17 protein-coding genes and 1 tRNA gene are annotated in these 21859 nt (G+C 74.0%); 9 read left to right on the forward strand and 9 right to left on the reverse strand.

Annotated elements, in window-relative coordinates; translation table 11 throughout:
* Nucleotides 1-94 precede the first annotated feature (94 nt).
* Complete coding sequence (locus ACF07N_RS20630) at nucleotides 95-2728, reverse strand: ATP-binding protein (RefSeq protein WP_392114886.1); 2634 nt, start codon at nucleotides 2726-2728, stop codon at nucleotides 95-97.
* 134 nt (nucleotides 2729-2862) lie between these two features.
* Here ACF07N_RS20630 and ACF07N_RS20635 point away from each other — a divergent pair, with 134 nt between their 5' ends.
* The 3 genes from ACF07N_RS20635 (at nucleotide 2863) to ACF07N_RS20645 (ending at nucleotide 7673) form a co-directional block, all read left to right on the forward strand.
* Nucleotides 2863-3948 carry an alkene reductase gene (locus ACF07N_RS20635; protein ID WP_392114889.1) on the forward strand — a complete coding sequence of 362 codons (1086 nt, stop codon included), beginning with the start codon at nucleotides 2863-2865 and terminating at the stop codon, nucleotides 3946-3948.
* A gap of 172 nt (nucleotides 3949-4120) precedes the next feature.
* Nucleotides 4121-5371 (forward strand): MFS transporter, encoded by a 1251-nt coding sequence (locus tag ACF07N_RS20640; RefSeq protein ID WP_383336087.1) that lies wholly within the window; start codon nucleotides 4121-4123, stop codon nucleotides 5369-5371.
* Nucleotides 5372-5711: 340 nt separating this feature from the next.
* Nucleotides 5712-7673, forward strand: coding sequence for a helix-turn-helix domain-containing protein (locus ACF07N_RS20645; protein ID WP_392114892.1), 1962 nt, complete (start codon nucleotides 5712-5714; stop codon nucleotides 7671-7673).
* Here the strand turns inward: ACF07N_RS20645 and ACF07N_RS20650 are convergent.
* Entirely contained in the window at nucleotides 7661-8875 is a 1215-nt protein-coding gene (locus ACF07N_RS20650; RefSeq protein WP_392114895.1) for an IS701 family transposase, read from the reverse strand. The genes ACF07N_RS20645 and ACF07N_RS20650 overlap by 13 nt on opposite strands.
* Before the next feature lie 355 nt (nucleotides 8876-9230).
* Between ACF07N_RS20650 and ACF07N_RS20655 the strand changes: the two genes are divergently transcribed.
* A complete protein-coding gene (locus ACF07N_RS20655; protein ID WP_392114898.1) occupies nucleotides 9231-9938 on the forward strand; it encodes a DsbA family protein in 708 nt (235 codons plus the stop codon).
* A 280-nt stretch (nucleotides 9939-10218) separates the two neighbouring features.
* Here ACF07N_RS20655 and ACF07N_RS20660 read toward each other — a convergent pair.
* The 3 genes from ACF07N_RS20660 to ACF07N_RS20670 form a co-directional block, all read right to left on the reverse strand.
* Nucleotides 10219-10292 (reverse strand) — tRNA-Pro (locus ACF07N_RS20660).
* Nucleotides 10293-10336: 44 nt separating this feature from the next.
* Nucleotides 10337-10651 carry a hypothetical protein gene (locus ACF07N_RS20665; protein ID WP_392114901.1) on the reverse strand — a complete coding sequence of 105 codons (315 nt, stop codon included), beginning with the start codon at nucleotides 10649-10651 and terminating at the stop codon, nucleotides 10337-10339.
* Nucleotides 10652-11284: 633 nt separating this feature from the next.
* Nucleotides 11285-12286 carry a LacI family DNA-binding transcriptional regulator gene (locus tag ACF07N_RS20670; RefSeq protein WP_392114904.1) on the reverse strand — a complete coding sequence of 334 codons (1002 nt, stop codon included), beginning with the start codon at nucleotides 12284-12286 and terminating at the stop codon, nucleotides 11285-11287.
* Nucleotides 12287-12397: 111 nt separating this feature from the next.
* Between ACF07N_RS20670 and ACF07N_RS20675 the strand changes: the two genes are divergently transcribed.
* Entirely contained in the window at nucleotides 12398-13561 is a 1164-nt protein-coding gene (locus ACF07N_RS20675) for a Gfo/Idh/MocA family protein (protein ID WP_392114907.1), read from the forward strand.
* A 253-nt stretch (nucleotides 13562-13814) separates the two neighbouring features.
* On the opposite strand, the gene ACF07N_RS20680 is transcribed toward ACF07N_RS20675, so the two are convergent.
* Entirely contained in the window at nucleotides 13815-14846 is a 1032-nt protein-coding gene (locus ACF07N_RS20680) for a LacI family DNA-binding transcriptional regulator (RefSeq protein ID WP_383336079.1), read from the reverse strand.
* Nucleotides 14847-14956: 110 nt separating this feature from the next.
* Here ACF07N_RS20680 and ACF07N_RS20685 point away from each other — a divergent pair, with 110 nt between their 5' ends.
* The 4 genes from ACF07N_RS20685 to ACF07N_RS20700 are packed head-to-tail and all read left to right on the forward strand — an operon-like array spanning nucleotide 14957 to nucleotide 18962.
* Nucleotides 14957-16114 (forward strand): phytanoyl-CoA dioxygenase family protein, encoded by a 1158-nt coding sequence (locus ACF07N_RS20685; protein WP_392114911.1) that lies wholly within the window; start codon nucleotides 14957-14959, stop codon nucleotides 16112-16114.
* A gap of 7 nt (nucleotides 16115-16121) precedes the next feature.
* Nucleotides 16122-16898: an SDR family oxidoreductase gene (locus ACF07N_RS20690; RefSeq protein WP_392115829.1), complete on the forward strand. Its 777-nt coding sequence runs from the start codon at nucleotides 16122-16124 to the stop codon at nucleotides 16896-16898.
* 46 nt (nucleotides 16899-16944) lie between these two features.
* Nucleotides 16945-17949 (forward strand): Gfo/Idh/MocA family oxidoreductase, encoded by a 1005-nt coding sequence (locus tag ACF07N_RS20695; RefSeq protein WP_392114914.1) that lies wholly within the window; start codon nucleotides 16945-16947, stop codon nucleotides 17947-17949.
* Nucleotides 17946-18962, forward strand: coding sequence for a Gfo/Idh/MocA family protein (locus ACF07N_RS20700; RefSeq protein ID WP_392114917.1), 1017 nt, complete (start codon nucleotides 17946-17948; stop codon nucleotides 18960-18962). Before ACF07N_RS20695 ends, ACF07N_RS20700 begins: the two co-directional genes overlap by 4 nt.
* 46 nt (nucleotides 18963-19008) lie before the next feature.
* On the opposite strand, the gene ACF07N_RS20705 is transcribed toward ACF07N_RS20700, so the two are convergent.
* Genes ACF07N_RS20705 through ACF07N_RS20715 form a run of 3 tightly spaced genes read right to left on the reverse strand, consistent with a single transcriptional unit; the run spans nucleotide 19009 to nucleotide 21859 of the window.
* The gene (locus ACF07N_RS20705; RefSeq protein ID WP_392114920.1) at nucleotides 19009-20028 is read right to left on the reverse strand and encodes a Gfo/Idh/MocA family protein; all 1020 of its coding nucleotides are present in this window, start codon (nucleotides 20026-20028) and stop codon (nucleotides 19009-19011) included.
* Nucleotides 20029-20046: 18 nt separating this feature from the next.
* Nucleotides 20047-20949 (reverse strand): sugar phosphate isomerase/epimerase family protein, encoded by a 903-nt coding sequence (locus ACF07N_RS20710; RefSeq protein ID WP_392114923.1) that lies wholly within the window; start codon nucleotides 20947-20949, stop codon nucleotides 20047-20049.
* Nucleotide 20950: 1 nt separating this feature from the next.
* Nucleotides 20951-21859, reverse strand: coding sequence for an ATP-binding cassette domain-containing protein (locus tag ACF07N_RS20715; RefSeq protein WP_392114926.1), 909 nt, complete (start codon nucleotides 21857-21859; stop codon nucleotides 20951-20953).

Here is a 21859-nt window from a genome sequence, read left to right on the forward strand (position 1 = left end):
GCGCGTCCGCGAGCCGCCCGTACGCCGTCGCGGATCTGTCAGATCGGATCGGGGTCTGTCAGATCGGATCGGGGTCTGTCGGATCCGCCCCGCTTCAGGCCAGGTCGAGACGGGCCAGCTCCCGCCGGGAGCCGACGCCCAGTTTGGGATAGGCCTTGTACAGGTGGTGCTCGACGGTCCTGCGGCTGAGGAACAGCTGCGCCGCGATCTCCCGGCTGCTGTTGCCGCCCGCCGCCAGCCGGACCACCTGCAGCTCCTGCGGGGTCAGCCGGTCGAGGACGTTCTCCGCGGTCGCCTTGGCGCCCGTCGTCGCGTCACCGGCCGCCCGGAGTTCCGCACGGGCCCGCTCCGCCCAGGGCGCGGCGCGGAGCCGTTCGAAGTCCTCCAGCGCCGAGCGCAGCGACGTACGGGCCTCGCTGCGCCGCCGGGCCCTGCGCAGCCACTCCCCGTACAGCAGCTCGGTGCGGGCCCGTTCGAAGGGACGCCGGGCCTGCGCGTGCAGCCGGACCGCCTCGCGGTAGTCCTCCTCGCGGCCGTCGACCAGGGCCCGGCAGCGGTGGGCCACCGCCCGCGCCCACGGCTGCCGGCCCGCCCGCGCCCAGGCCTCGAAGGCCCGCATCGGCGCCTCGGCCCGTTCCTGCTGCCCGAGCCTGACCGCGGCCTCCACCTGGTCGGCGACGGTGGCCATGGCCATGGCCGTGTGGCGCTGCGGCCCGGGGCCGACGGCACGCTCCAGCCGGCCGAGCGCGGCCTCGTGGTCGCCGCGCGCCAGGTCGAGCAGGCTCAGGGCGCTCTCGGCGGCCACCCGGCCGACGTCGGGCACGTCCCGCGTGAGGTCCCGGCAGCGCCGGTCGTCGCCCTCGATCGCCGCGATCCGCGCCGGGACGCCGTTGAGCCAGGCGACGCGCTCGCGCAGCCCGGTGTCCCGGGCGATCTCCACGGCCTCGGCCACCGACGCCTCCGCGTCCCGGTGCGCCCCGGCCAGCACCTGGCGTTCGGCCAGCAGGTGCAGGGCCTGCGGCAGGGCCCCGATGAGGCCCTGCGCGCGGCAGCGGGCCACCTCCGCGGCGGCCAGTTCCATGGCCGTGGCGTCGTCACCGAGCAGGATCGCGCTGTGCAGGGCGCGGGTCCGCGCCGCGTCCGAGCCGTCCCGGCCGGCGGCGACGGCCTCCTCCAGCAGGGGCAGCCCGCGGGCGTAGTCGTCGTCGACGAGGTACGCCATGCCCTCGACCATCGGGTCGGCCTCCCCGAGGGACGCCAGCCGGCGGGCGGCCTCGCGCACGGAGTCCGCGTCACCGGCGAACCAGCCGTAGGTGGCGCCGGTGCGCAGGAGGCCCGGACCCTGGCCGGCACCTGCCGCCCGGCTCCGTCCCAGCAGCAGGCCGGCGGCCTCCCGCCGGTCCCCCGACTCGAACATCACGGCGGCCCGCACGGGGGCCAGCCGGGCGAGGTCCTCCGGTTCACCGGCCGACTGCTCGGCCTGTTCGGCCAGCTCCCGCGCCTGGCCCGCGTGCCCGGCGTTCAGCGCGCAGGCCGCCGCGTCCGTGAGCCGGTGGACCTGGGTGCGGCGGTCGGGGGTGAGCCGGGCGGCCTGCTGGTGCAGGAGCGAGGCGGCGGCGTAGGCGCTGCGGTCGGCGGCCCGCTCGGCGGCGGCCACGAGTTCGGCCGCGACACCGTCGTCGGGTGACGTGGTGGCCAGCGGCAGGTGCCGGGCCCGGCAGTCGGGGTCCTCGGCGGCGTCGGCCAGCGCCTGGTGGACGGCGATCCGCCGGGCCAGCACGGCCCCCTGGTAGGCGGCGGTCCCGATCAGCGGGTGGCGGAAGACGACGGTGCTCTCGGTCACCTGGATCAGCCCGGCCCGCTCCGCGTCCTCCAGGTCCTCCAGGCCCACGCCCAGCGTCCGGGCCGCCTTCATCTGCAGCGGCAGGTCACCGCGTCCCTCGGCCGCCGCGAACAGCAGGGCGAGCCGCGTCCGCTCCGGGAGCCCGGCGATCTGGGCCCGGTACGACGACAGCACCCGGTCGGCGACCGTCACGGGCGTGAACCTGCCGGGGTCGTCGCGGCGAGCGGCCCCGAACTCGATGAGCGCCAGCGGGTTCCCCGCGGACTCGGCGATGACCTGGTCCCGCAGGGCGGGCGCCAGCCCCAGGTCGGCGAGGAGGCTCACCGCGTCGCCGGTGTCCAGCCGCGAGGGCCGCAGCTCGGTGAGCCCGGGCGCGGCGAACCCCTCGTCCCGGGTCGCGAAGACCATGGCCACCTGTTCGGCGGCGAGCCGGCGCGCGGCGAAGAGCAGCGCGTCGGCGGTGGCCTGGTCCAGCCACTGCGCGTCGTCCACCAGGCAGAGCAGCGGCCCCTGTTCGGCCAGGTCGGCCAGGAGGGTGAGCACGGCGAGCCCGGTCAGGAACCGGTCCTGTGTCCGGGTGCGGCCCGTGCCGAGCACCGCCCGTAACGCCTCCGCCTGCGGTTCGGGCAGGGCGTCCAGCCGGTCCTGCACCGGCCACAGCAGCTGCACCAGCCCGCCGAAGGCGAGGTCCGCCTCCGGCTCGACGCCGGTGACGCGCAGGACCCGCATGCCGGATCCCGACGCCGACTCGGCCGCCCGGTCGAGCAGGGCGGTCTTGCCGATGCCCGCCTCTCCCCGCAGCACCAGGGCACCGCTGCGTCCCGCGCGGGCTCCGGCGGCCAGCTCCTCAAGGGCGGCCAGCTCGGTGGACCTGCCGTACAGCACGTCGGTGCCCCCACTCCCCGTGACGCGGCCCACCGGTGGGCGGGCCGTGCCTAAGTACGTATCCGGTTTCAGAAATCTTACTGATTCGGTCCTGCCCTCCCCCTTCCTACGGTGGGGATCAAGCCGGTTCCCCGATGGAGGAGATCGTGAGCCACTTCTTCGAACCGCTGTCCCTGGGCAAGCTGACGCTGCCCAACCGGCTCGTCATGGCGCCGATGACGCGCAGCCGGGCCAGGGACGGCGTGCAGACCCCGCTGGCGGCGGAGTACTACGCACAGCGCGCCGGGGCGGGTCTCATCATCACCGAGGGCACGCAGCCCTGCGTGATCGGGCAGGGATACATCGACACCCCGGGCGTGCACACGCCCGAGCAGGTGGAGGCATGGCGCCGGGTCACCGACGCGGTGCACGAGAAGCAGGGCCGGATCTTCGTGCAGGTGATGCACTCCGGCCGCATCGGGCACCCCAGCCTCTACCCCGACGGCGCGCTGCCGCTGGCCCCCTCGGCGGTGGCCTCGGGCGGTTCGATGTACACGCCCGAGGGCATGCTGGAGCACCCGACGCCGCGGGCCATGGACCTGGAGGACATCGCCCGGGCGGTCGAGGACCACATCGCGGCCGCCAAGTACGCGATGGACGCCGGGTTCGACGGTGTCGAACTGCACGGCGCCAACGGTTACCTGATCCACCAGTTCCTCGCCGACAACACCAACCTGCGCACCGACGCCTACGGCGGCAGCATCGACAACCGCATCCGGTTCGCCGTCGAGGTCGCCCAGGCGGTCAGCGACGCGATCGGCCCCGAGCGGGTCGGCATCCGCCTCTCCCCCGCCAACACGACCAACGGCATCGAGGAGAGGGACCCGGCCGCTCTGTACGAGGCCCTGATCCGGGCCCTGGCGCCGCTCAACCTGGCCTACGTGCACCTGATGGAGTTCGGCGCCCGTGAGGTCACGCGGCTGATCCGCCGCGCGTGGCCGGGCGTGCTGATCCTGAACCCGCACGCCACCGGTGAGGAGGCCGCGGTGACGCCCGAGGCCGCCGAGGCGGTCCTGGAGGAGGGCCTGTGCGACGCGGTGAGCATCGGCTCGCTGTGGCTCGCCAACCCCGACCTGCCCGAACGGATCAAGGCCGGCGGCCCGTTCAACACGCCCGACCCGGAGACCTTCTACGGAGGCGACCACCGGGGCTACACCGACTACCCGACGCTGGACGGCTGACCGGCGGGCAGGTGGCGGCGGGGTGCGCGGTCGGCGCCCGGCCCGCCCGTCCCCGCCGTCTCCCGCCCCGATCCCCGACTCCCTGGCCCGGCCGGCGCCTTCTCCCCCGAAGGGCTGCACGCCGGACCGGGCCAGGGTGGTCCAGCCACGACCGACCGCTCAGGGAGCACAGATGAGCAACTCACTCGCCGAGTCCGGCGCCCCGGGTCCCGCCGCGCCGGGCAGGAATCCCCGACCTTCCGACGACCGCGGCCCGTTCCACGGACCCGCGGCCCTCTGGCTGGCCCTCATGGCCGGCCCGCTGTCCTTCGGCATCGCGGGCCCGGCCCTGGTCCTGGACGACGCCGCGCGGGACCTCGGCGTCTCGACCGGGGCCGCCACCTCGACGGTGACCGCGTTCGGCTGGGGCATAGCGGTCGGCACGCCCCTGCTGGCCGGGCTGCTGGACCGCCGGGGGGCGCGCGCCGCGCTCACCGCGTGCGGTCTGCTCGTCCTGCTGGGCGCGGGCCTGGTGGCCGGGATACCCGTCCTGCCGGTCCTCGTCCTGGGCACCGCGCTGATGGGCCTGGGCACGGCCGGCCTCACGGCGACGGCCATGAGCCTCGCCGGCTCGCCGCGTGCCATGGGACTGGTCACCGCCTCGCTCGCCGTGGTGGGTTCGACGGCCCCGCTGGCCGGTTCCCTCGTGAACGACGTGCTGTCCTGGCAGGCCACCCTCGCCCTGCCCGTGCTGAGCGCGGTGGCCGTGCCCTTCGCCGCGGCCCGGTGCGCACCCGGTGCCCCGGCCGCCCGCGAGCCCTTCGACCCGCTGGGGGCGGTGCTGTTGACCGCCCTGGTCACCGCCCTGGTCTTCGTGCCGCACCAGCCACTGCCGGCCGGGGTCTGCTCCGTCCTCGCGGCGGCGCTGCTGGCGGCCCGCGTGCGCGCCCGGCCGCGGGGTTTCGTCCCGGCCGTCCTGGTCCGCAACCCGGGCTTCCTGCTCTCGGCGGGCCTCGCGTTCTGCCTGGCAGTGGTCAACTTCGGCATGATGTACGCGATTCCGGAGCGGCTGGAGGACCACACCTCGTGGTCGGCCAGCGAGATCGGCGTCGCCATGGTGTGGCCGCTGCTGCTGGGCGGCACCCTGTCGTGGTTCGTCGTGGCCGTCTCGGCGCGGACGGGACGCCGGGTGGTGGTCACCGCGCTGACCGGTCTCGCGGTCCTGGGCGTCGTGCTGGCGGTCGCCGGCACCTCCGCCGCGGTGCTCCTGACCGCTCAGGCCCTCACGTCGATCGCGGCGGCGTCCGGCCAGGGAGCGTTCGCGGTGCACGCCACCTCGGCCGTACCCGACGACCAGCGCCCTCCGGCCATCGGCATGTTCAACCTGTCCTATCTCCTCGGAGCGGCCTTCGGGCCCGCCCTCGTCTCGCTCCTGGCGCTCTGACCCCGGTCGGCCGCGATCCCGGTGCGCCGTCACACCGCGTGCGTGTGACGGCGCACCCTGCGTTTTCCGGCCCTCTTGCCGCATACGTCAACTGGCATAATTGTCAGGGGGGTTAGTGAACGGGCTGTGCGCCTGCCCGGTACCGGGCCGGCACCGGTCCGGTCCGCAGGCCACCAGGTGACCATGTGGGGGAAGAGGCTGTGGCTCTCGGTTCGCGGGCACGGCTCGCGGTGTGCACACGGGGAGCCGCCCGTGGCGCCGGTGGAGCCGTGGTCCGTGCCACTCGGCCGTCGTGCACCGTCACTGCCGGCGGTTGGGGAACGAGACACCGGAGGGCCTCGTGTCGCAGAAGAAGGACGAAGCGGTGGCAGCCGTGCTGGCCCTGCTGGAGCTCCTGGCCGGCGAGGGGCCGGCGAGCCGCTTCGAAGCGGCGGTCGAGGAGGCCCGCAGACAGGGGGTGACCGGCGCCGATCTGCGCATGGTCGAGCAGATCAAGCGGCTGGCCCTGGGCATCCAGGCCCGGCTGGAGCGTCGTCAGCAGTGGAGCGCCGCGCTCGCCACGCTCGTCGACACGGCCTCCGACCTGGGCAGCCCGCACACCGTCGAGGACACCCTCAAGATCATCACCCGCCGGGCCCGGCTGCTGACCGGCACCGACGTCTCCTGGGTCACCCTGCCCGCCGAGGGTGACGACGGCTTCCGGCTGCACTCGCTGGACGGTCACGTGACGATGCTGAACGCGCGGCTGCGATTACCGGAGGGAGCCGGGCTCGCGGCCGCCGTGCTGGCGCACCGTGCGCCGCTGTGGACCCCCGACTATCTGACGGACGACAGCTTCCTGCACGCCGGCGAGCTGGACCAGTGGATCAGCGCCGAGGGCCTGCACGCCGTTCTCGCGGTGCCGTTGAGCCGGGCCGCCGGTACCGAGGGGACGCTGCACGTGGCGGACCGCAGCGTGCGCCACTTCTCCGCCGACGAGACGGCCCTGGTGAACATGCTCGCCGAGATCGGCGGTGTCGCCCTGGACCGGGCCCTGCACCTGGACGAGACCCGTGGCGAGATGTCGGAGCTGCGGGACCGGGTGCGGCTCGCGGAAGACGAACTGGCCGGCGCGCGCGGACTGTTCGCGGCGCAGGGGGCGCTGCTCGACCTGGCGCTCGGCGGCTGTGACCCGCAGCAGCTGGTGGAGGAGTGCCGTCTGAGACTGGATGCTCCCGTGTTGCTGTGCGGCCCGCACGGTGCGGTGATCGCCGCGGCCGGGGACCTGGCCGGGCGCAGCCGCGAGGAGTTCACGCGCGCGGCGAAGGAGGCCGGAACCCCCTGGGATCCCTCACCCGCCCTCCTCGGCGACGGCATCTGGGCCGTTCCGGTCCTCGCCGGCGGCCACCAGCTGGGCGCCCTGTACGTCCAGGCAGGTCACGTGCTCGGCGACGGCACGGCGGAACTGCTGCGGAGCGCCGCCCGGGCGGCCGCGGTGCTGCTGTCCGTCGAGGGCGGCGGAGCCACGGTCGTGGAGGGGCAGGTCCGCGACGAACTGCTCGCCGACCTGCTGATCAGCGTGCCCCGGCCCCGGGACCTGCTGGAGCGGCGCGCCCGCCGGCTGGGCATCGGCCTGGACCAGCCGCACGTCGTCGTGATCGCCCGCCCCGAGGGGGAGGCTCAGCCCCACGCGGTGACCCGGGCGTCGTCCTGCGCGCGCCGTATGAACGGACTCCAGACGACGCACGAGGGCGACATCGTGCTGCTGCTGCCGGGCACCGACCCGGGGGCCGCCGCCCGGACGGTGCACGACGAACTGTCGTCCCTGCCGGGCCGCCCGCCGACGGTCAGCGGCTCCGGACCCGTGTCGGACCCCGGTGCGGTCCTCCACGGGTACCGGGAGGCGGCCCGCTGCCTCGACGCGATGACCGCCCTGGGCGCCACCGGCACCTCGGCCTCGACCCACGACATGGGCTTCGTGGGGCTGCTGCTGTCGGACCAGGTGGACGCCGAAAGGTTCATTCAGAGCACCATCGGGGCCGTGCTGGACTACGACGAGCAGCGGCTGACGGAGCTGATCCGCACCCTGCACGCCTACTTCGACACCGGCGGGAGCCCCACCTACGCGGCCGAGAGACTCCACGTGCACCCCAACACCGTGGCCCGCCGGCTGGAACGGATCGGTGATCTGATCGGCTCCGACTGGCAGCGGCCCGAGCGTGCCCTGGAGATCCAGCTCGCGCTCCGGATGTCCCGGATACGGCGGGTCCTGCGGGAGCGCGAGGAGCCGGCGGGGGACACGGCCCGGGCTCAGGACGCGTAGTCGAGTTCCAGGTCGTCCGCGTCGCCCAGGGCCGCCAGGAGGTGCGCGGCCGAGGCGAGGGTGACGTGCCGGTGCCAGCCGCGGTAGGAGCGTCCGGCGAAGTCGCGGATCCCCACCCGGTCGGCGCCCCGGGCGAAATCCTCGTCGACTTGGCGGAGCATGCCGCGCAGCCGCATCAGGAAGGCGGGCGGCAACGATGTCAGGTCGGTCAGCCACACCTCCCGCGGCCTGCGCCGGTCGTGGTGGCCCACCCCGAACAGCAGCAGGTCGCACGGTCCGGTCCCCGTCGGCCGGCCCGGCGGTGCGGGCAGCGCCACCCGCACGGCGGTGACGAGCCCGGAGCGCCGGGCCGCCCCCGCGCCCTCGCCCGGCCACACCACCGGCCGCTGCAGGCCCCGGCTCGCGCCCATGATCTGGCGCACCGGCCGGGGGGTGGCGTCGAAGCCCCTCAACGCGGGGTCCGTCACCGACAACCGCAGGGAGTCGTCCACCCTGAGCATCATCGGCATGCCCCGGCCGAGGAGCCTCGGCACGGCCGAGGTCATGTCACCGCCACGGGCGTCCATCACCACCGGGCGGGACGGCAGCCGCCACGCGGCCGTCTCCAGGACGGCCTGGAGCGCGCATTCGCCGAGGGTCTCCGCCGACGCCTCGTCCGGTATCGACGCGCGGCGCCGGCGCTCCTCGGCGAGCCAGGAGGGCGAGAGCTGCAACCGCCAGTTGACCGGCACGCTCATCTCCTCGGCGACCGCCCAGACGCCCACCGCCTGCTGGGCGTTGAGCACCTGCCCGTGCTCCGGGAAGAAACGGCGCTCCACGCCGACGGAGTGCCGGCCCGCCTTGGGAATGACCATGGGCCGCACCACCCACGCCTGGGGCGGGGCGACACTCACCGCGTACCGGGCCAGGGCGCGGCGCACCGGTCCCCACTCCCAGCTGGAGTCGCTGATGAAGTGGTGCAGGCTCTGTTCCGTCGCCTGGCCCCCGACCAGTGCGGCGATGTTGCGTATCGATTTGCGTCCCCTCACCTCCAGTAGACCTCGTATGTACTCCATGCCCTTGCGGCGCTGGTCGCTGCGCGGCAGGGAGGCGAACAGCAGTGAGCACATCTCCGGCAGCGACACGGTGCCCGGAGGTGCGTACGGCGGCTCTTGCATGGTCGGGATCTGCGCTTGGTCAGGGCTCAGCGCGACCACACTCATGAACGGACCCTCCATCGGGAGTAGACGATGACGATCCGAAGGGCTGCCCGTCCACTGTGCGGCAGGCGCGGAACCGCTCCCAGGTACACGGAGCACAGGACTTGTGACGGGCTGCGGTGGCCGGGCCACCATCGCGTCCCTCCCGCCCCGCCGGCCCGTCCGGGAACGCGCTTTCACAACGGTGCCCGGACCACCGCCCGGCCCGCGGACCCCCCGTCCGGGGCCGCGCGGCGGGGACTTGACAGAGTGTCACCGGCGTCGGGCGCCGGGCCCCGCAGCCGCGTCACCATGGAGTTCCGCGCCGCGGCCGGGCCGACCTGGACCCCGGTGTGGTCCCGCTACCGAGGAGGACACCATGAGCGCTGCCCCGGACACACCGGCCGTCACCGTCTGGTCGGACCTGGGGTGTCCCTGGGCCACCCTCGCCCTGCACACACTGCGCACGACGGCCCGGGAGCGCGGGCAGGATCTCCTGATCGACCACCGGGCGTTCCCCCTGGAGCTGTTCAACCACCAGCCGACGCCCAAGTTCATCGTGGAGCCCGAGATCGTGGTGATCTCCGCCCACCGTCCCGATCTGGGCTGGCGCCTGTGGGCGGGGCGGGAGTACGACTATCCCTCGACGATGCTGCCCGCGATGGAGGCCGTCCAGGCCGCCAAGGATCCGTCCGTCGGCGGTCTGCGCGGCAGCGACGAACTGGACGCGGGCCTGCGGCACGCGTTCTATGTGGAGAGCCGGTGCGTCAGCATTCCCTCGGAGATCCTGGATGTCGCCGCGCGGTGCGAACACGTCGACGAACAGGCCCTGGCCCGCGCCCTGGAGCGCGGTGCCGGCCGCGCCGAGATCTACGAGCAGTTCCGCACCGCCCGGGGCCCCGGCGTCCAGGGCAGCCCGCACCTGTTCGCGCCCGGTGGGTACGCGGTGCACAACCCCGGCGCCCATGTCGCGTGGGCGAAGAGTCCCGACGAGGGCGGCGTGCCGCGCCTCGACCGCTACGACCCGTCGTGGGCCGGGGAACTGCTCGATCTCCTGGCGGAAGGAAGGCCGTCCACCGGTGACTGAGACCCGGCGGGTGGGCATCTCGGCTTCGGCCTACGACCGGTTGGCGGCGGCAGCCGCGGCCGAGGGGGTGTCCGTGCGCGTGTATCTGGAACGGATCGCGGAAGGGCTCGCGCCCGGGCGGGACGTCAGCGGCGCGCGACGGGCGCCGGCCGGAGCGGGACCTGACCCGCGGCTGGTGGCGCTGGGAGTCGCGGATCCGTGCGGGCCCGTGGACGGGACATAGCCGAAAGGCCGTGTCGGCGATCTCCGACACGGCCTTCGAACCTGCTGTCTCAGCAAGTCGGGACGACAGGATTTGAACCTGCGACCCCTTGACCCCCAGTCAAGTGCGCTACCAAGCTGCGCCACGTCCCGATGCGCCTCGCACGGGGTGAACCGCGTGATCGCGCAGGTCAACCCTACCGCATCCGGGACGGAGGCTTCAGCCGCTCGGGCCCGGGGACGGTGACGTGCTCCCAGGGGACGGTGCCGGACGCGGCGCGGCCGGGCTCACCGGGCGGCAGGGGTTCACTGCGGGGCCCGCGCCGGCCGCCCATCCGCGCGCCGGTCCAGCCGGCGAGCCCGGCCGTCGACACGGCGACCGCGAGGACGGCCCACCAGGGCAGTTCCGCCTTGGTGGCGTGTCCGGCACAGGCCGCCACGGCGAGCAGCGCCGTGACGGCACCCCCGGCCGCCTCGGCCCGCCGGACCCGCCGGTCCCCCACCTGGTCCACCCCGTGGCCCCCTTCGTGCTCGTCCGCCCGGGCAGCTGCTCCCCGGCATATGCCGCACACCTTAAGCGGGCTCCAGAGGCGCATCCGGCCAGGGCGTACGGCGGGTTGGGATACCGGCCGCGCGCTGTCACGCCGACCGGTGCCCATGCACGCCCCCTGCTGCGGCGCACACGATCAGTGCGCGCCGACGAGTGCGCGCTCCGCGCCGCCCGCGGTCGTCCGCCGCGCGCCGCGGACCGCGGCGAGGCCGACGAAGACCGCCGTCGGCCACGGCCTTGCTCATCGCGTGCCGACGGCGGTCGCTCCGATCGGTTGCCCGTCACTCGCCGCCACGGCCGCCTTCTCCACGCACGGCCCTTCGCGCACCACGCCCGGGGCCCTGGTCGAGCGGATCGGCAACCGCGGACCAGCCGCTGGGCCGGCGCCGTCCCGCCGTGCGGGATCGCCTGCCGCGGCTGGGGCGAGGTCCGACGGCAGTCCGGGCGGGGCGATGGTCATACGGGCCCTGCCGCCCGGCGCCTCGGGCATCCGCGCCGGGCCGCCCTGTCACACGTTGTGGTCAGGAAAGAGGATGGAAGAGGGCAGCGGCCGGCCGGGAAGCGCGAACGGGCGTTGCCCAGAAGCCGAGCCGGGTCACACCGGGGCCGGCCCCGTCGTCCCGCGGATCTCCAGCGTCGGCGGGGCCAGGTGGAGCCGCCCCTCTCCCCCGGGCCGTTCCAGGCGGTCGAGCAGGAACCGGGCGGCCCGGCGGCCGACCTCGTGCCCGGCGTTGTCGACGGTGGTGAGCCACAGGTGGCGCAGCCGGGACAGCCGCGTGTCGTCGTAGCCGACGAGGGAGAGGTCGCGCGGGACGCGCAGCCCGAGTTCCTCCGCCGCGGAGAGGGCGCCCACACAGGTGATGTCGTTGACGGCGAAGACGGCGGTGGGCCGGTCGGGGCGGCCGAGGAGCCGGACGGCCGCCCGGTAGCCGCCCTCCTCGGTCATGTCGCCTGCCTCGACGACGGCCCGGTCCGCCAGGCCGTGCGCCCGCATGGTCGCCTCGAAGCTGCGGCGGCGCAGTTCGCCGACGGCTCCGAAGCCGGCGATGTGGGCGATGCGGCGGTGGCCGAGCCCGATGAGGTGCTCGGTGGCCAGCCGGGCACCCCGCTCGTCGTCGCCGGCGGCCTGGTCCACGCCCGGCGGCACCGGCTCGCGGGCACCGGCCAGCACGACCGGCATGCGCTGGGCGACCCCGCCGAGGGCGGCCGGGTCCGGCAGGGTGCCGACCACGACCAGACCGTCCACGCGCAGGTCCAGCAGCGGATCGGCCGGATCCTGGCCGGTGCGGCGGTTCAGGCGGGCGTCGGCCAGCAGCATGTGCAGGCCGTGGGCGTGCAGGAGGGAGTTCAGGCCGTCGAGGAGCTCGACGAACCAGGGGTTGCGCAGGTCGTTCAGCAGGACGCCGACGGTGCGCGTGCGCCGTTCGCTGAGGCTACGCGCGGCGGCGTTGGGCCGGTAGCCGAGCTCGCGGGCGGCCAGGAGGACGGCTTCCCGCTTCTCCGGGCGCACCTGGTCGGAGCCGCGCAGCACCAGCGAGACCAGCGACTTGGAGACGCCGGCCCGCTCGGCGACGTCCCGGATGGTCGGTGGTCTCATGCCATGGACCGTTCCACGCGGGAGGCGGCCTTGTCAAAGGGTTGACACCGCCGGGAAACGGCGCCCAGGGTGGCCTCGACAGGTTCTGGAACGGTCCAAAGAGGGGCTCTCATGGTGGACACGCTCGGCGTCGCCGTCGTCGGATTCGGCTGGATGGGGCGGGTGCACACCCAGGCGTACGCGCGCGTGCGGCACCACTATCCGCACCTGCCCCTCGTCCCGGAGCTGGTGACGGTCGCCGAGGAGGTGCCGGGCCGGGCGGAGGAGGCCGCCGCGCAGTTCGGGTTCGCCTCCACCACCCGGGACTGGCGCGAGGTGGCCGCCGATCCCCGGGTGCGGGCGGTCAGCATCACCGCGCCGAACTTCCTGCACCGCGAGATCGGCGTCGCCATGGCCCGGGCGGGCAAGCACATCTGGATCGAGAAGCCGGTCGGTCTGACCGCCGAGGACGCCCGTGCGGTGGCGGACGCGGTGGCCGAGGCGGGCGTGCAGGGCGCGGTGGGCTTCAACTACCGCAACGCGCCCGCCGTCGAGACGGCCCGCGAGCTGATCGCCTCCGGGGAACTCGGCACGGTCACGCATGTCCGCTTCCGGCTGTTCAGCGACTACGCGGCCCATCCCGAGGGTGCGCTGACCTGGCGGTACGAGCGGGAGCGCGGCGGCAGCGGAGTGCTGGGCGACCTGGCCTCGCACGGGGCGGACCTGGCCCGGTTCCTGCTCGGAGACATCACGTCCCTCACGGCCGACACGGCGGTCTTCCTGCCGGAGCGGGCCCGTCCGGCAGGGGCGACGGCGGGCCACAGCCGCGCCGCGGGCGGTGAGCTGGGCCCGGTCGAGAACGAGGACTACGTCAGCTGCCTGCTGCGCTTCGCGTCCGGGGCGCGCGGGGTGCTGGAGGCGTGCCGGGTGTCGGTCGGCGAGCAGAACACCTATGGCTTCGAGGTGCACGGCACCAAGGGCGCGGTGTTCTGGGACTTCCGGCGCATGAACGAGCTGGGGGTCAGCCGCGGCACGACGTACCAGGACCAGCCCGTCAGCACGGTGTACGCCGGCCCGGGCGACGGCGAGTTCGCGGCGTTCCAGCCGGGCGCGGCGAACGCCATGGGGTACGACGACCTGAAGGTCATCGAGGCCTACCGCTTCCTGCGGTCGGTCGCCGAGGGCACCCCGCACGGGGCGACCCTGGAGGACGCGGTGCACAGTGCGGCCGCGCTGGACGCGATGGCGCGGTCGGCCGCGAGCGGCACCTGGGCGGAGGTGGGCGGTCCGGCGTGACACGGCGCCGGCCGTGGGCCCCGGGCCAGGAGCCGCCGTCCCCGGCTGGAAGCCATCAGCCCTCGGCCTGAGCCGTCAGGCCTGTCCCGGGCCCGACCGTCGGGCCCGGGACAGGAACCGCCGGCCCGGGTGGGCCCGCCGCGGGACGAGGATCAGCCGTTCCCAGGTCCGCCGTACGGTCGCGAGGTCCACATGGGCCCGACCGTAGGGGTCCGGGCGCCATAGCCCCGGACCCACGCCCGCCCCGGTCCGATCACACGGCCGCCTGGGGCGGCATGTTGTACGGCGTCACCACCTGGATCGCCGACGGCAGGGTGGGTCCGGCCGGGGGCAGGGCGCCGTGGGCCCGCATCACCGTGTGGCAGGCCTCGCGCACGTCCTGGCGCAGGTCGTGGTGGAGCACGGCCGACAGCCGGTGCTCGCGCAGCAGCCGGGTGTTGTCGTGGTCCAGGTCGTGCGCGACGAACACCGCGCAGTCGCGGCCCAGGTCGTCGAAGGCCCGCAGCGTGGCGATGTTGCCGCCGCCGATCGAGTACACGGCCCGGATGTCCGGATCGCGTTCCAGGGCGGCCCGGACCAGGTCGTACTGGGTGGCGTCCAGTCCCTGTCCCTCGGCGATCTCGACCAGCGTGCGCTCCGGGTGCCGGGCCCGCATGGCGCTGCGGAAGCCCATCTCGCGCTCCTCCTCGTTGCGGAAGAAGCCGCTGCTGAGACTGGTGAGGACGTTGCCGGGCCGCTCCCCCAGCCACTGCCCCATGAGGTACGCGGCCGTCGCTCCCGCCGCCCGGTCGTCGATGCCCACGTAGGCGAGGCGGGCACTGGACGGCAGGTCCGTGACCAGGGTGACGACCGGGATCCCGGCGGCGGCGAGCCGGCCGACCGCGGCGGTGACCTCGGGCACGTCCGGCGCCTTGAGGATCACGCCCTGCGAGCCGCGCCGGGCGATCCGGTCCAGGGTCCGCACCAGCTCCCCGACCGGGCCCGTCTCGCGGAAGTGGAAGCGGGAGCGCAGCACCGCCGGGTGCAGTGCCGGAAGCTCGGCCTCCAGGGCGGCGCGGATGGCGGTGGTGAACCGCTCGGGCGCCTGCATCACGAGGTCGACCATGAACGTCCGCCCGACCAGGCGGACCTGCGTGCGCTGCCGGTCCAGGTCGGCGATGGCCTGGTGGACCTCCCGCGCGGTGCTCTCGCGCACGCCGCCCCTGCCGTTCAGGACGCGGTCGACGGTGGCTTCGCTCAGACCCGCCTGACGTGCGATCTCCCGGATCGGGAAGGGATGTCCCACGCGTCGGCTCCTTGAGGGGTTTTTGATGGCTCGCTGCTGGTTGTTCGAGGGGTTTGTACTGACAAGAATGACAGGGCTGCGTCGCTCTGTGACCCCCGAAGGGGACGACGATGTCCTTCACCTCCGTACACCACCGCGCCTGGCTGTCCGAACAGGACTGCGACCTCGACGCGTTCCGCGCGCTGGTCGAGCAGGCGACCGATCCCGCCGACTACCCGCACGCCTCCGCCGTCGAGCGGAACGTGCCGGTCTACGACGCCGGCCTCCTCGAAGGCGACCGCGTGGTCCAGGCCGAGCTGGTGCGGGCCCTCGCCGACGGCCCGGGCATCGTCGTCTTCCGCGGCGCCTTCCCGGACCCGGGGGTCGTCGACCGGGCGACCGCCGTGTTCGAGGGGCTCATCGCCGAACAGCGTGCCTCCGGCGCGACGGCCGGCGACCACTTCGCCAAGCCGGGCGCCAACGACCGGGTGTGGAACGCGCTGGAGAAGGCGGCCCTCTACGACGCGGAGACGTTCGCCGACTACTACGCCAACGACCTCCTCGCCCTGGTCTGCACGGCCTGGCTGGGCCCCGGCTACCAGATCACCTCCCAGCTCAACGTGGTCAACCCGGGCGGCGCGGCGCAGACCGCGCACCGCGACTACCACCTGGGCTTCCTCTCGAACGAGACCGCGGCCGCCTACCCGGCGCACGTGCACCGCCTCTCCCCCGTGCTGACCCTCCAGGGCGCGGTCGCGCACTGCGACATGCCCGTGGAGTCGGGGCCGACGATGTACCTGCCGCACTCGCAGAAGTACCTGCCGGGCTACCTCGCCTGGCGGCTGCCGGAGTTCCGGGCGTACTTCGAGGCGCGGCACGTGCAGCTGCCGCTGGCCAAGGGCGACGCGGTGTTCTTCAACCCGGCGCTGTTCCACGCCGCCGGGACCAACCGCTCGGCGGACATCCGCCGCATGGCCAACCTGCTGCAGGTGTCGTCGGCGTTCGGGCGCGCGATGGAGACGGTGGACCGGCAGGCCGTGGCGAACGCCGTGTATCCCGTGCTGCTCAGGCGCAAGGCCGAGGGCGCCGACCGGGCGTGGCTGGACAACGTGGTCGCGGCGAGCGCGGAGGGCTACCCCTTCCCCACCAATCTGGACAGCGATCCGCCGGTCGACGGGCTGGCGCCGCCCTCGCAGGCGGACCTGATGCGGCGGGCGCTGCACGAGGAGTGGACGCCGGAGATGTTCCGGACGGAACTGCGAGCCGCCGCCGGGCGGCGGGAGAGCTGAGGACATGATGGGACTTCTCGACGACAAGGTCGTGCTGGTCAACGGCGGCAGCCAGGGCGTCGGCGCGGCCATCGCGCGGGCGGCGGTCCGCGAAGGGGCGGCCGTGGCCGTCACGGGACGGCGCCCCGAGCCGGGTGAGGCGCTGGTGGCGGAGCTGACCGCCGCGGGCGGCGAGGCCGTGTTCGTCCGGGCCGACCTGGCGGACGCGGACCAGGCCAAGGCCTCCGTGTCCCAGGCCGTGCGGACGTACGGCCGGGTCGACTGCCTGGTGAACTCGGCCGGGCTGACCTCCCGCGGGACGCTGCTCGACACCACGCCGGAGCTGTTCGACCAGCACATCGCGATCAATCTCAAGGCGCCGTTCTTCGCGATGCAGGCGGCCGTCGCGGACATGGTGGCGCGCGAGGCACCCGGCACGGTCGTCAACATCATCACGTCGTCGGCGCACGGGGGGCAGCCCTTCCTCGCGCCGTACGTCGCCGCCAAGGCGGGGCTGATCGGCCTGACGCGCAACGCCGCGCACGCCCACCGCTGGGACCGGGTCCGCATCAACGGCCTCAACATCGGCTGGACGGCGACCGAGGGCGAGGACGCCACCCAGAAGGCGTTCCACGGGGCCGGGGACGACTGGCGCGAGGAAGCCGCCGCGAAGCTGCCCATGGGCAAGCTGGGCCAGCCGGACGAGATCGCCGACTTCGTGGTCTTCCTGCTGTCGGACCGCTCCGGTGTGGTCACCGGGTCGGTGATCGACTGGGACCAGAACGTGCTCGGCGGACTCGACTGACCCCTCCCCCAGGAAACCCTCCCCCTCTTCTAGGAGCAACACCCTCATGCGTATCGGAATTCTCGGCCTCGGCCGCATCGGCGCCTTCCACGCCGAGACCCTCTCCGGCCTCGACGCGGTCGACTCCCTCGTGGTGACCGACCCGTTCGCGGAGGCCGCCAAGGCCGCCGCCGAGCGGTTCGGCGCCGAGGTCGTGGACTCGCCGGAGGCGCTGCTGGCCGCCGGGGTCGACGGGATCGTCGTCGCGGCCGCCACGGACGCCCACCCCGCGCTGATCCTGGCCGGCGTCGAGGCCGGGATCCCGGTCTTCTGCGAGAAGCCCGTGGCCCGGACCATGGCCGAGGGCGTCGAGGTGCTCAAGGCCGTCCGGGGCACGGACGTGCCCATCCAGATCGGCTACAACCGCCGCTTCGACACCGGCTTCGTCAACGCACGCGCCGCCGTGCGCAGCGGCGAACTGGGCACGCTGCACACGGTCCGCTCGACCACGCTGGACCCGGCGCCGCCGCCCGCCGCGTACATCGCCGCCTCCGGGGGCATCTTCCGCGACTGCTCGGTGCACGACTTCGACATCATCCGCTGGGTGACCGGCCGCGAGGTGACCGAGGTGTACGCCGTGGGCGGCAACCGCGGCGCCGCGTACATCAAGGAGGCGGGCGACGCCGACACCACCGGCGCGATCCTCACCCTCGACGACGGCACCCTCGCGGTGGTCTCCAACTCCCGCCACAACGCCCGCGGTTACGACGTCCGTATGGAGATCCACGGCTTCGAGGACTCCATCGCCGTCGGGCTGGAGGACAAGCTGCCGCTGCGCTCGGTCGAGCCGGGCGTGACCTTCCCGGCGGGCACCCCGCACGACTTCTTCATGGACCGCTTCACCGCGGCCTACCGTGCCGAACTGACCGCGTTCACCGAGGTCGTGGCCGGCACCCGCCCCTCCCCCTGCACGATCGAGGACGCCCTGGAGGCGGGCTGGATCGCCGACGCGTGCACCCTGTCCCTGCACGAGCACCGCCCCGTCACCATCGCGGAGGTACGGCAGGCATGAGCGAACAGGGCCGGGAACCGCTGCGCATCGGCGTGCTGGGCGCCGCCCGGATCACCGAGCGCTCCCTGATCGGCCCGGCCCGGGAGACCGGCCACCGCCTCGTCGCGGTGGCCGCCCGCGACCGCGCCCGGGCGGAGGCGTTCGCCGCCGCGCACGGCGTGGAGCGGGTGGTGGGCTCGTACGCCGAGCTGGTGGCCGACCCGGAGGTCGACGTCGTCTACAACCCGCTCGCCAACGGCCTGCACGGCCCGTGGAACCTCGCCGCCCTCGCGGCGGGCAAGCACGTGCTGTCGGAGAAGCCGTCGGCGAGCAACGCCGAGGAGGCGGCTGAGGTGCGGGCGGCCGCGGAGAGGGCCGGGACGGTCTTCATGGAGGCCTTCCACTACCTCTTCCACCCGGTCACCCGCCGTCTGCACGACCTGCTGGCCTCGGGCGAACTGGGCGAACTGCGGCACGTGGAGGCGAGGGTCGCGATCGCCGCGCCGCCGCAGAGCGACCCGCGCTGGTCGCTGCCGCTGGCCGGCGGCGCCCTGATGGACCTGGGCTGCTACGGCCTGCACGCCCTGCGCACGCTCGCGCCCTGGGCGGGCGGCGCGCCCCGCCCGGTGGCGGCCCGGGCCGGGGAACGGGCGGGCGCCCCCGGTGTCGACGAGTGGCTGGACGCCGAGCTGGAGTTCCCCGGCGGCGCGACCGGCACGGCCCGCTGCCACATGGCGTACGACGGACTCGACATGAGCATCCGGATCGTCGGCTCCCGGGGCGAGGCCACCGCCCCGAACTTCGTCCTGCCCCACCTCGACGACCGCGTCGTGGTCCGCACGGCCGCGGGCGAGCGCACCGGGCACCTGGGCACCCGCTCGTCGTACACGTACCAGCTGGAGGCGTTCGCCGCCCGGGTGCGCGACGGGGCGCCCCTGCCGCTGGACGCGGACGACGCGGTGGCGACGATGCGGCTCGTCGACGCCTGTTACCGGAAGGCCGGGCTGGAGCCCCGGCCGCGCACCGCCGTCTGAGACCGCGCACGTCACGGGGGCCCGGGGTCACGCCCCGGGCCCCCGTTCACGCGTACGGCGCCGGCCGGTCCACCAGGTCGATCTCCACCCGGCCGCCGTCCTGGAGCGCCCGCACCCCGGCCTCGCACACGGCCGCCGCCGCGTAGCCGTCCCAGACGCTCGGGCCGGTGACCTCGCCGCGGCGGGTGGCGTCGACCCAGGCCTGGACCTCGCGGTCGTAGGCCGCCTCGAAGCGTTCCGTCCAGTCCTGGGCGATGGTGCCGCCCCAGCGGCCGGCCATGTGGGTGACCAGGGCGTGGCCGTCGCCGATGCGGGCGGTGCCGCGTTCGCAGACCAGCTCGGCCTGCACCTGGTAGCCGAAGCCGCAGTTGACGAAGATCTCGACGTCGCTGAGGGCGCCGCCGCCGGTCTCGAAGACGACGAACTGCGGGTCCTGCAGACCGTCCGGGGCGTTGGCGGACGGGGCCGGGCGCAGCACCGTGACCGCCGTGATCTCGTGGCCCAGCAGCCAGCGCGTCACGTCGGCCTCGTGGGCGACGGAGTCGGTGACGAGCATGGAGCTGGTGAAGAAGGGCGGGCTGGCGACGTTGCGGTGCCGGTTGTGCAGCATCAGCGGACGGCCCAGCTGGCCGGTGGCCAGCAGGGCCTTCAGCTTGGCGTACTCGGGGTCGTAGCGGCGCATGAAGCCGACCTGGACGCGGCGGTGGCCGAGGCGCAGTTCGGCTTCGAGGACCCGCAGGGCGGAGGCCGCGTCGGGGGTGAGCGGCTTCTCGCACAGCACGGGCAGATCGCGCTCGAAGGCGGCGAGCAGGGTGGCCTCGTGGGCCGGGCCCGGGGAGGCGATCAGCACGGCGTCGACGCCGTCGGCCGCCAGGGCGGCGGCCGGGTCGGTGTGGGCGGTGCAGCCGTCGACGCGGGCGGCGACGGCCTTCGCGCGCTCCGCGTCGACGTCCGCGACGGCCACCACCCGGGCTCCGCTGGTGACTTCGTGGATGCGGCGCACATGGTCGGCGCCCATCCGTCCGGTACCGATGACCGCGACTCCCAGGGGGGCGCGCTCCGTCATGGCCGTCCTTTCGGGTCGTCAGGCGCCGCAGGACCTCAGGAACTTGCGGGTGCGGACCGCGATCGGCAGCGGCTTGTCCGGCTCGCAGGGGTACATGTCCTGCTCGACGATGGCGAACAGGTCCACGCCGAGCTTCTGCGCGGCCGTCAGGACCGGGCCCAGCTCGGGGACGCCGGCGGGCGGTTCGCACATCACGCCCCGCGCGACGGCCGGGCCGAACGGGATCTCGTTCTTGACGACGTCGGCGAGGATCTCCGGGTCGACCTGCTTCAGGTGCAGGTAGCCGATGCGCTCGCCGTAGGTCTCGATGAGCTTGACGCTGTCGCCGCCGCAGTAGGCGTAGTGCCCGGTGTCGAGGCAGAGGTTGACGTGTTCGGAGTCGGTCGAGTCGAGGAACCGCTCGACGTGCTCCTCGGTGTCGATGTGGGTGTCGGCGTGCGGGTGGACGACGATGTCCAGGCCGTAGCGGTCCTTCACCTCGCGGCCGAGGCGCTCCATGCCGGTGGTGAGGTGGCGCCACTGCTCGACGGTGAGCTCCGGCGGCTCCAGGATCTCGGCGGTCTTGTCGTCCCGCCAGAAGGACGGGATGACGACCAGGTGCCTGGCGTCCATGGCCTGGGTCAGGGCGGCGACCCGGCTGACCTGCTCCCAGGTGGAGTCCCACTCGGAGGGGCCGCGGTGCAGTCCGCAGAAGATCGTGCCGGCGGAGACCTTGAGGTTGCGCCGGGTCACCTCGTCGGTGAGCCGGGCCGGGTCGGTGGGCAGGTAGCCGTAGGGGCCGAGTTCTATCCAGGAGTAGCCGGCCTCGGCGACCTCGTCGAGGAAGCGTTCCCAGGGCACCTGCCGGGGGTCGTCGGGGAACCAGACGCCCCAGGAGTCGGGGGCGGAGCCGACCCGGATGCGGTCGAGCGCGAGGGCCATGTCAGGACTTTCCTTCCGAGGACGGTGCTACGGGAGCGGTGAGGTCCCCCTCCTCGGGGAGCTCTTCGACGTCGACGCCGCGGACCTGCGCCAACTCGTGCTTGAGGGAGGCGAGTTCGGCGCCGCCGGCCATGTGGTTGGTCAGCTCTTCGAGGGAGACGTCGCTGCGGGAGGCGGAGAGTTCCATGGTGCCGAGGCGCAGGACGCTGAAGTGGTCGCCGACCATGTAGGCGTGGTGCGGGTTGTGGGTGATGAAGATGACGCCGAGGCCCTTCTCGCGGGCGGCGGCGATGTACTTCAGCACCACACCGGACTGCTTGACGCCGAGGGCGGCGGTCGGCTCGTCCAGGATGAGCACGCGGGCGCCGAAGTAGACGGCGCGGGCGATCGCGACGCACTGGCGCTGGCCGCCGGAGAGCGTGCCGATGGGCTGCTCCAGGTCGTCCAGGACGATGCCCATGTTGCGCAGCTCCTCGTCGGCGGTCCTCTTCATCCGCTCGATGTCGAGACGGCGCACGGGCCAGGGGCCCTTGGTCATCTCGGAGCCGAGGAAGAAGTTGCGCCACACCGGCATCAGCGGGACGACCGCGAGGTCCTGGTAGACGGTGGCGATGCCCTTGTCGAGGGCCTCGCGCGGAGTGGAGAAGCGCACCGGTTCGCCGTCGACGAGGAACTCGCCCTCGGTGTGCTGGTGCAGCCCCGAGACGATCTTGATGAGGGTGGACTTGCCGGCGCCGTTGTCGCCGAGGACGCAGGTGACCTTGCCGGGGTACACCTCCAGGTCGACGCCGTGCAGGGCGCGGATGTTGCCGTAGGACTTGCCCGCGCCGCGCAGTTCGACGAGCGGGCGGCCGTCGGCCGGGGTGTCCTTCAGGACGGCACCGTGGGTGCCGGTTTCGTTGCTGGTCAT

Origin of the sequence: Streptomyces sp. NPDC015242, assembly GCF_043079125.1 — a bacterium.
Taxonomy (GTDB): Bacteria; Actinomycetota; Actinomycetes; order Streptomycetales; family Streptomycetaceae; genus Streptomyces.

Bases quoted from the DNA above. Each gene is read 5' to 3' on its own strand.
- ACF07N_RS20635 (WP_392114889.1), top strand. From the start codon at position 2,863: ATGGAGGAGATCGTGAGCCACTTCTTCGAACCGCTGTCCCTGGGCAAG.
- ACF07N_RS20640 (WP_383336087.1), top strand. From the start codon at position 4,121: ATGAGCAACTCACTCGCCGAGTCCGGCGCCCCGGGTCCCGCCGCGCCG.
- ACF07N_RS20650 (WP_392114895.1), bottom strand. From the start codon at position 8,875: ATGAGTGTGGTCGCGCTGAGCCCTGACCAAGCGCAGATCCCGACCATG.
- ACF07N_RS20655 (WP_392114898.1), top strand. From the start codon at position 9,231: ATGAGCGCTGCCCCGGACACACCGGCCGTCACCGTCTGGTCGGACCTG.
- ACF07N_RS20670 (WP_392114904.1), bottom strand. From the start codon at position 12,286: ATGAGACCACCGACCATCCGGGACGTCGCCGAGCGGGCCGGCGTCTCC.
- ACF07N_RS20675 (WP_392114907.1), top strand. From the start codon at position 12,398: ATGGTGGACACGCTCGGCGTCGCCGTCGTCGGATTCGGCTGGATGGGG.
- ACF07N_RS20685 (WP_392114911.1), top strand. From the start codon at position 14,957: ATGTCCTTCACCTCCGTACACCACCGCGCCTGGCTGTCCGAACAGGAC.
- ACF07N_RS20690 (WP_392115829.1), top strand. From the start codon at position 16,122: ATGGGACTTCTCGACGACAAGGTCGTGCTGGTCAACGGCGGCAGCCAG.
- ACF07N_RS20695 (WP_392114914.1), top strand. From the start codon at position 16,945: ATGCGTATCGGAATTCTCGGCCTCGGCCGCATCGGCGCCTTCCACGCC.
- ACF07N_RS20700 (WP_392114917.1), top strand. From the start codon at position 17,946: ATGAGCGAACAGGGCCGGGAACCGCTGCGCATCGGCGTGCTGGGCGCC.
- ACF07N_RS20705 (WP_392114920.1), bottom strand. From the start codon at position 20,028: ATGACGGAGCGCGCCCCCCTGGGAGTCGCGGTCATCGGTACCGGACGG.
- ACF07N_RS20710 (WP_392114923.1), bottom strand. From the start codon at position 20,949: ATGGCCCTCGCGCTCGACCGCATCCGGGTCGGCTCCGCCCCCGACTCC.
- ACF07N_RS20715 (WP_392114926.1), bottom strand. From the start codon at position 21,859: ATGACCAGCAACGAAACCGGCACCCACGGTGCCGTCCTGAAGGACACC.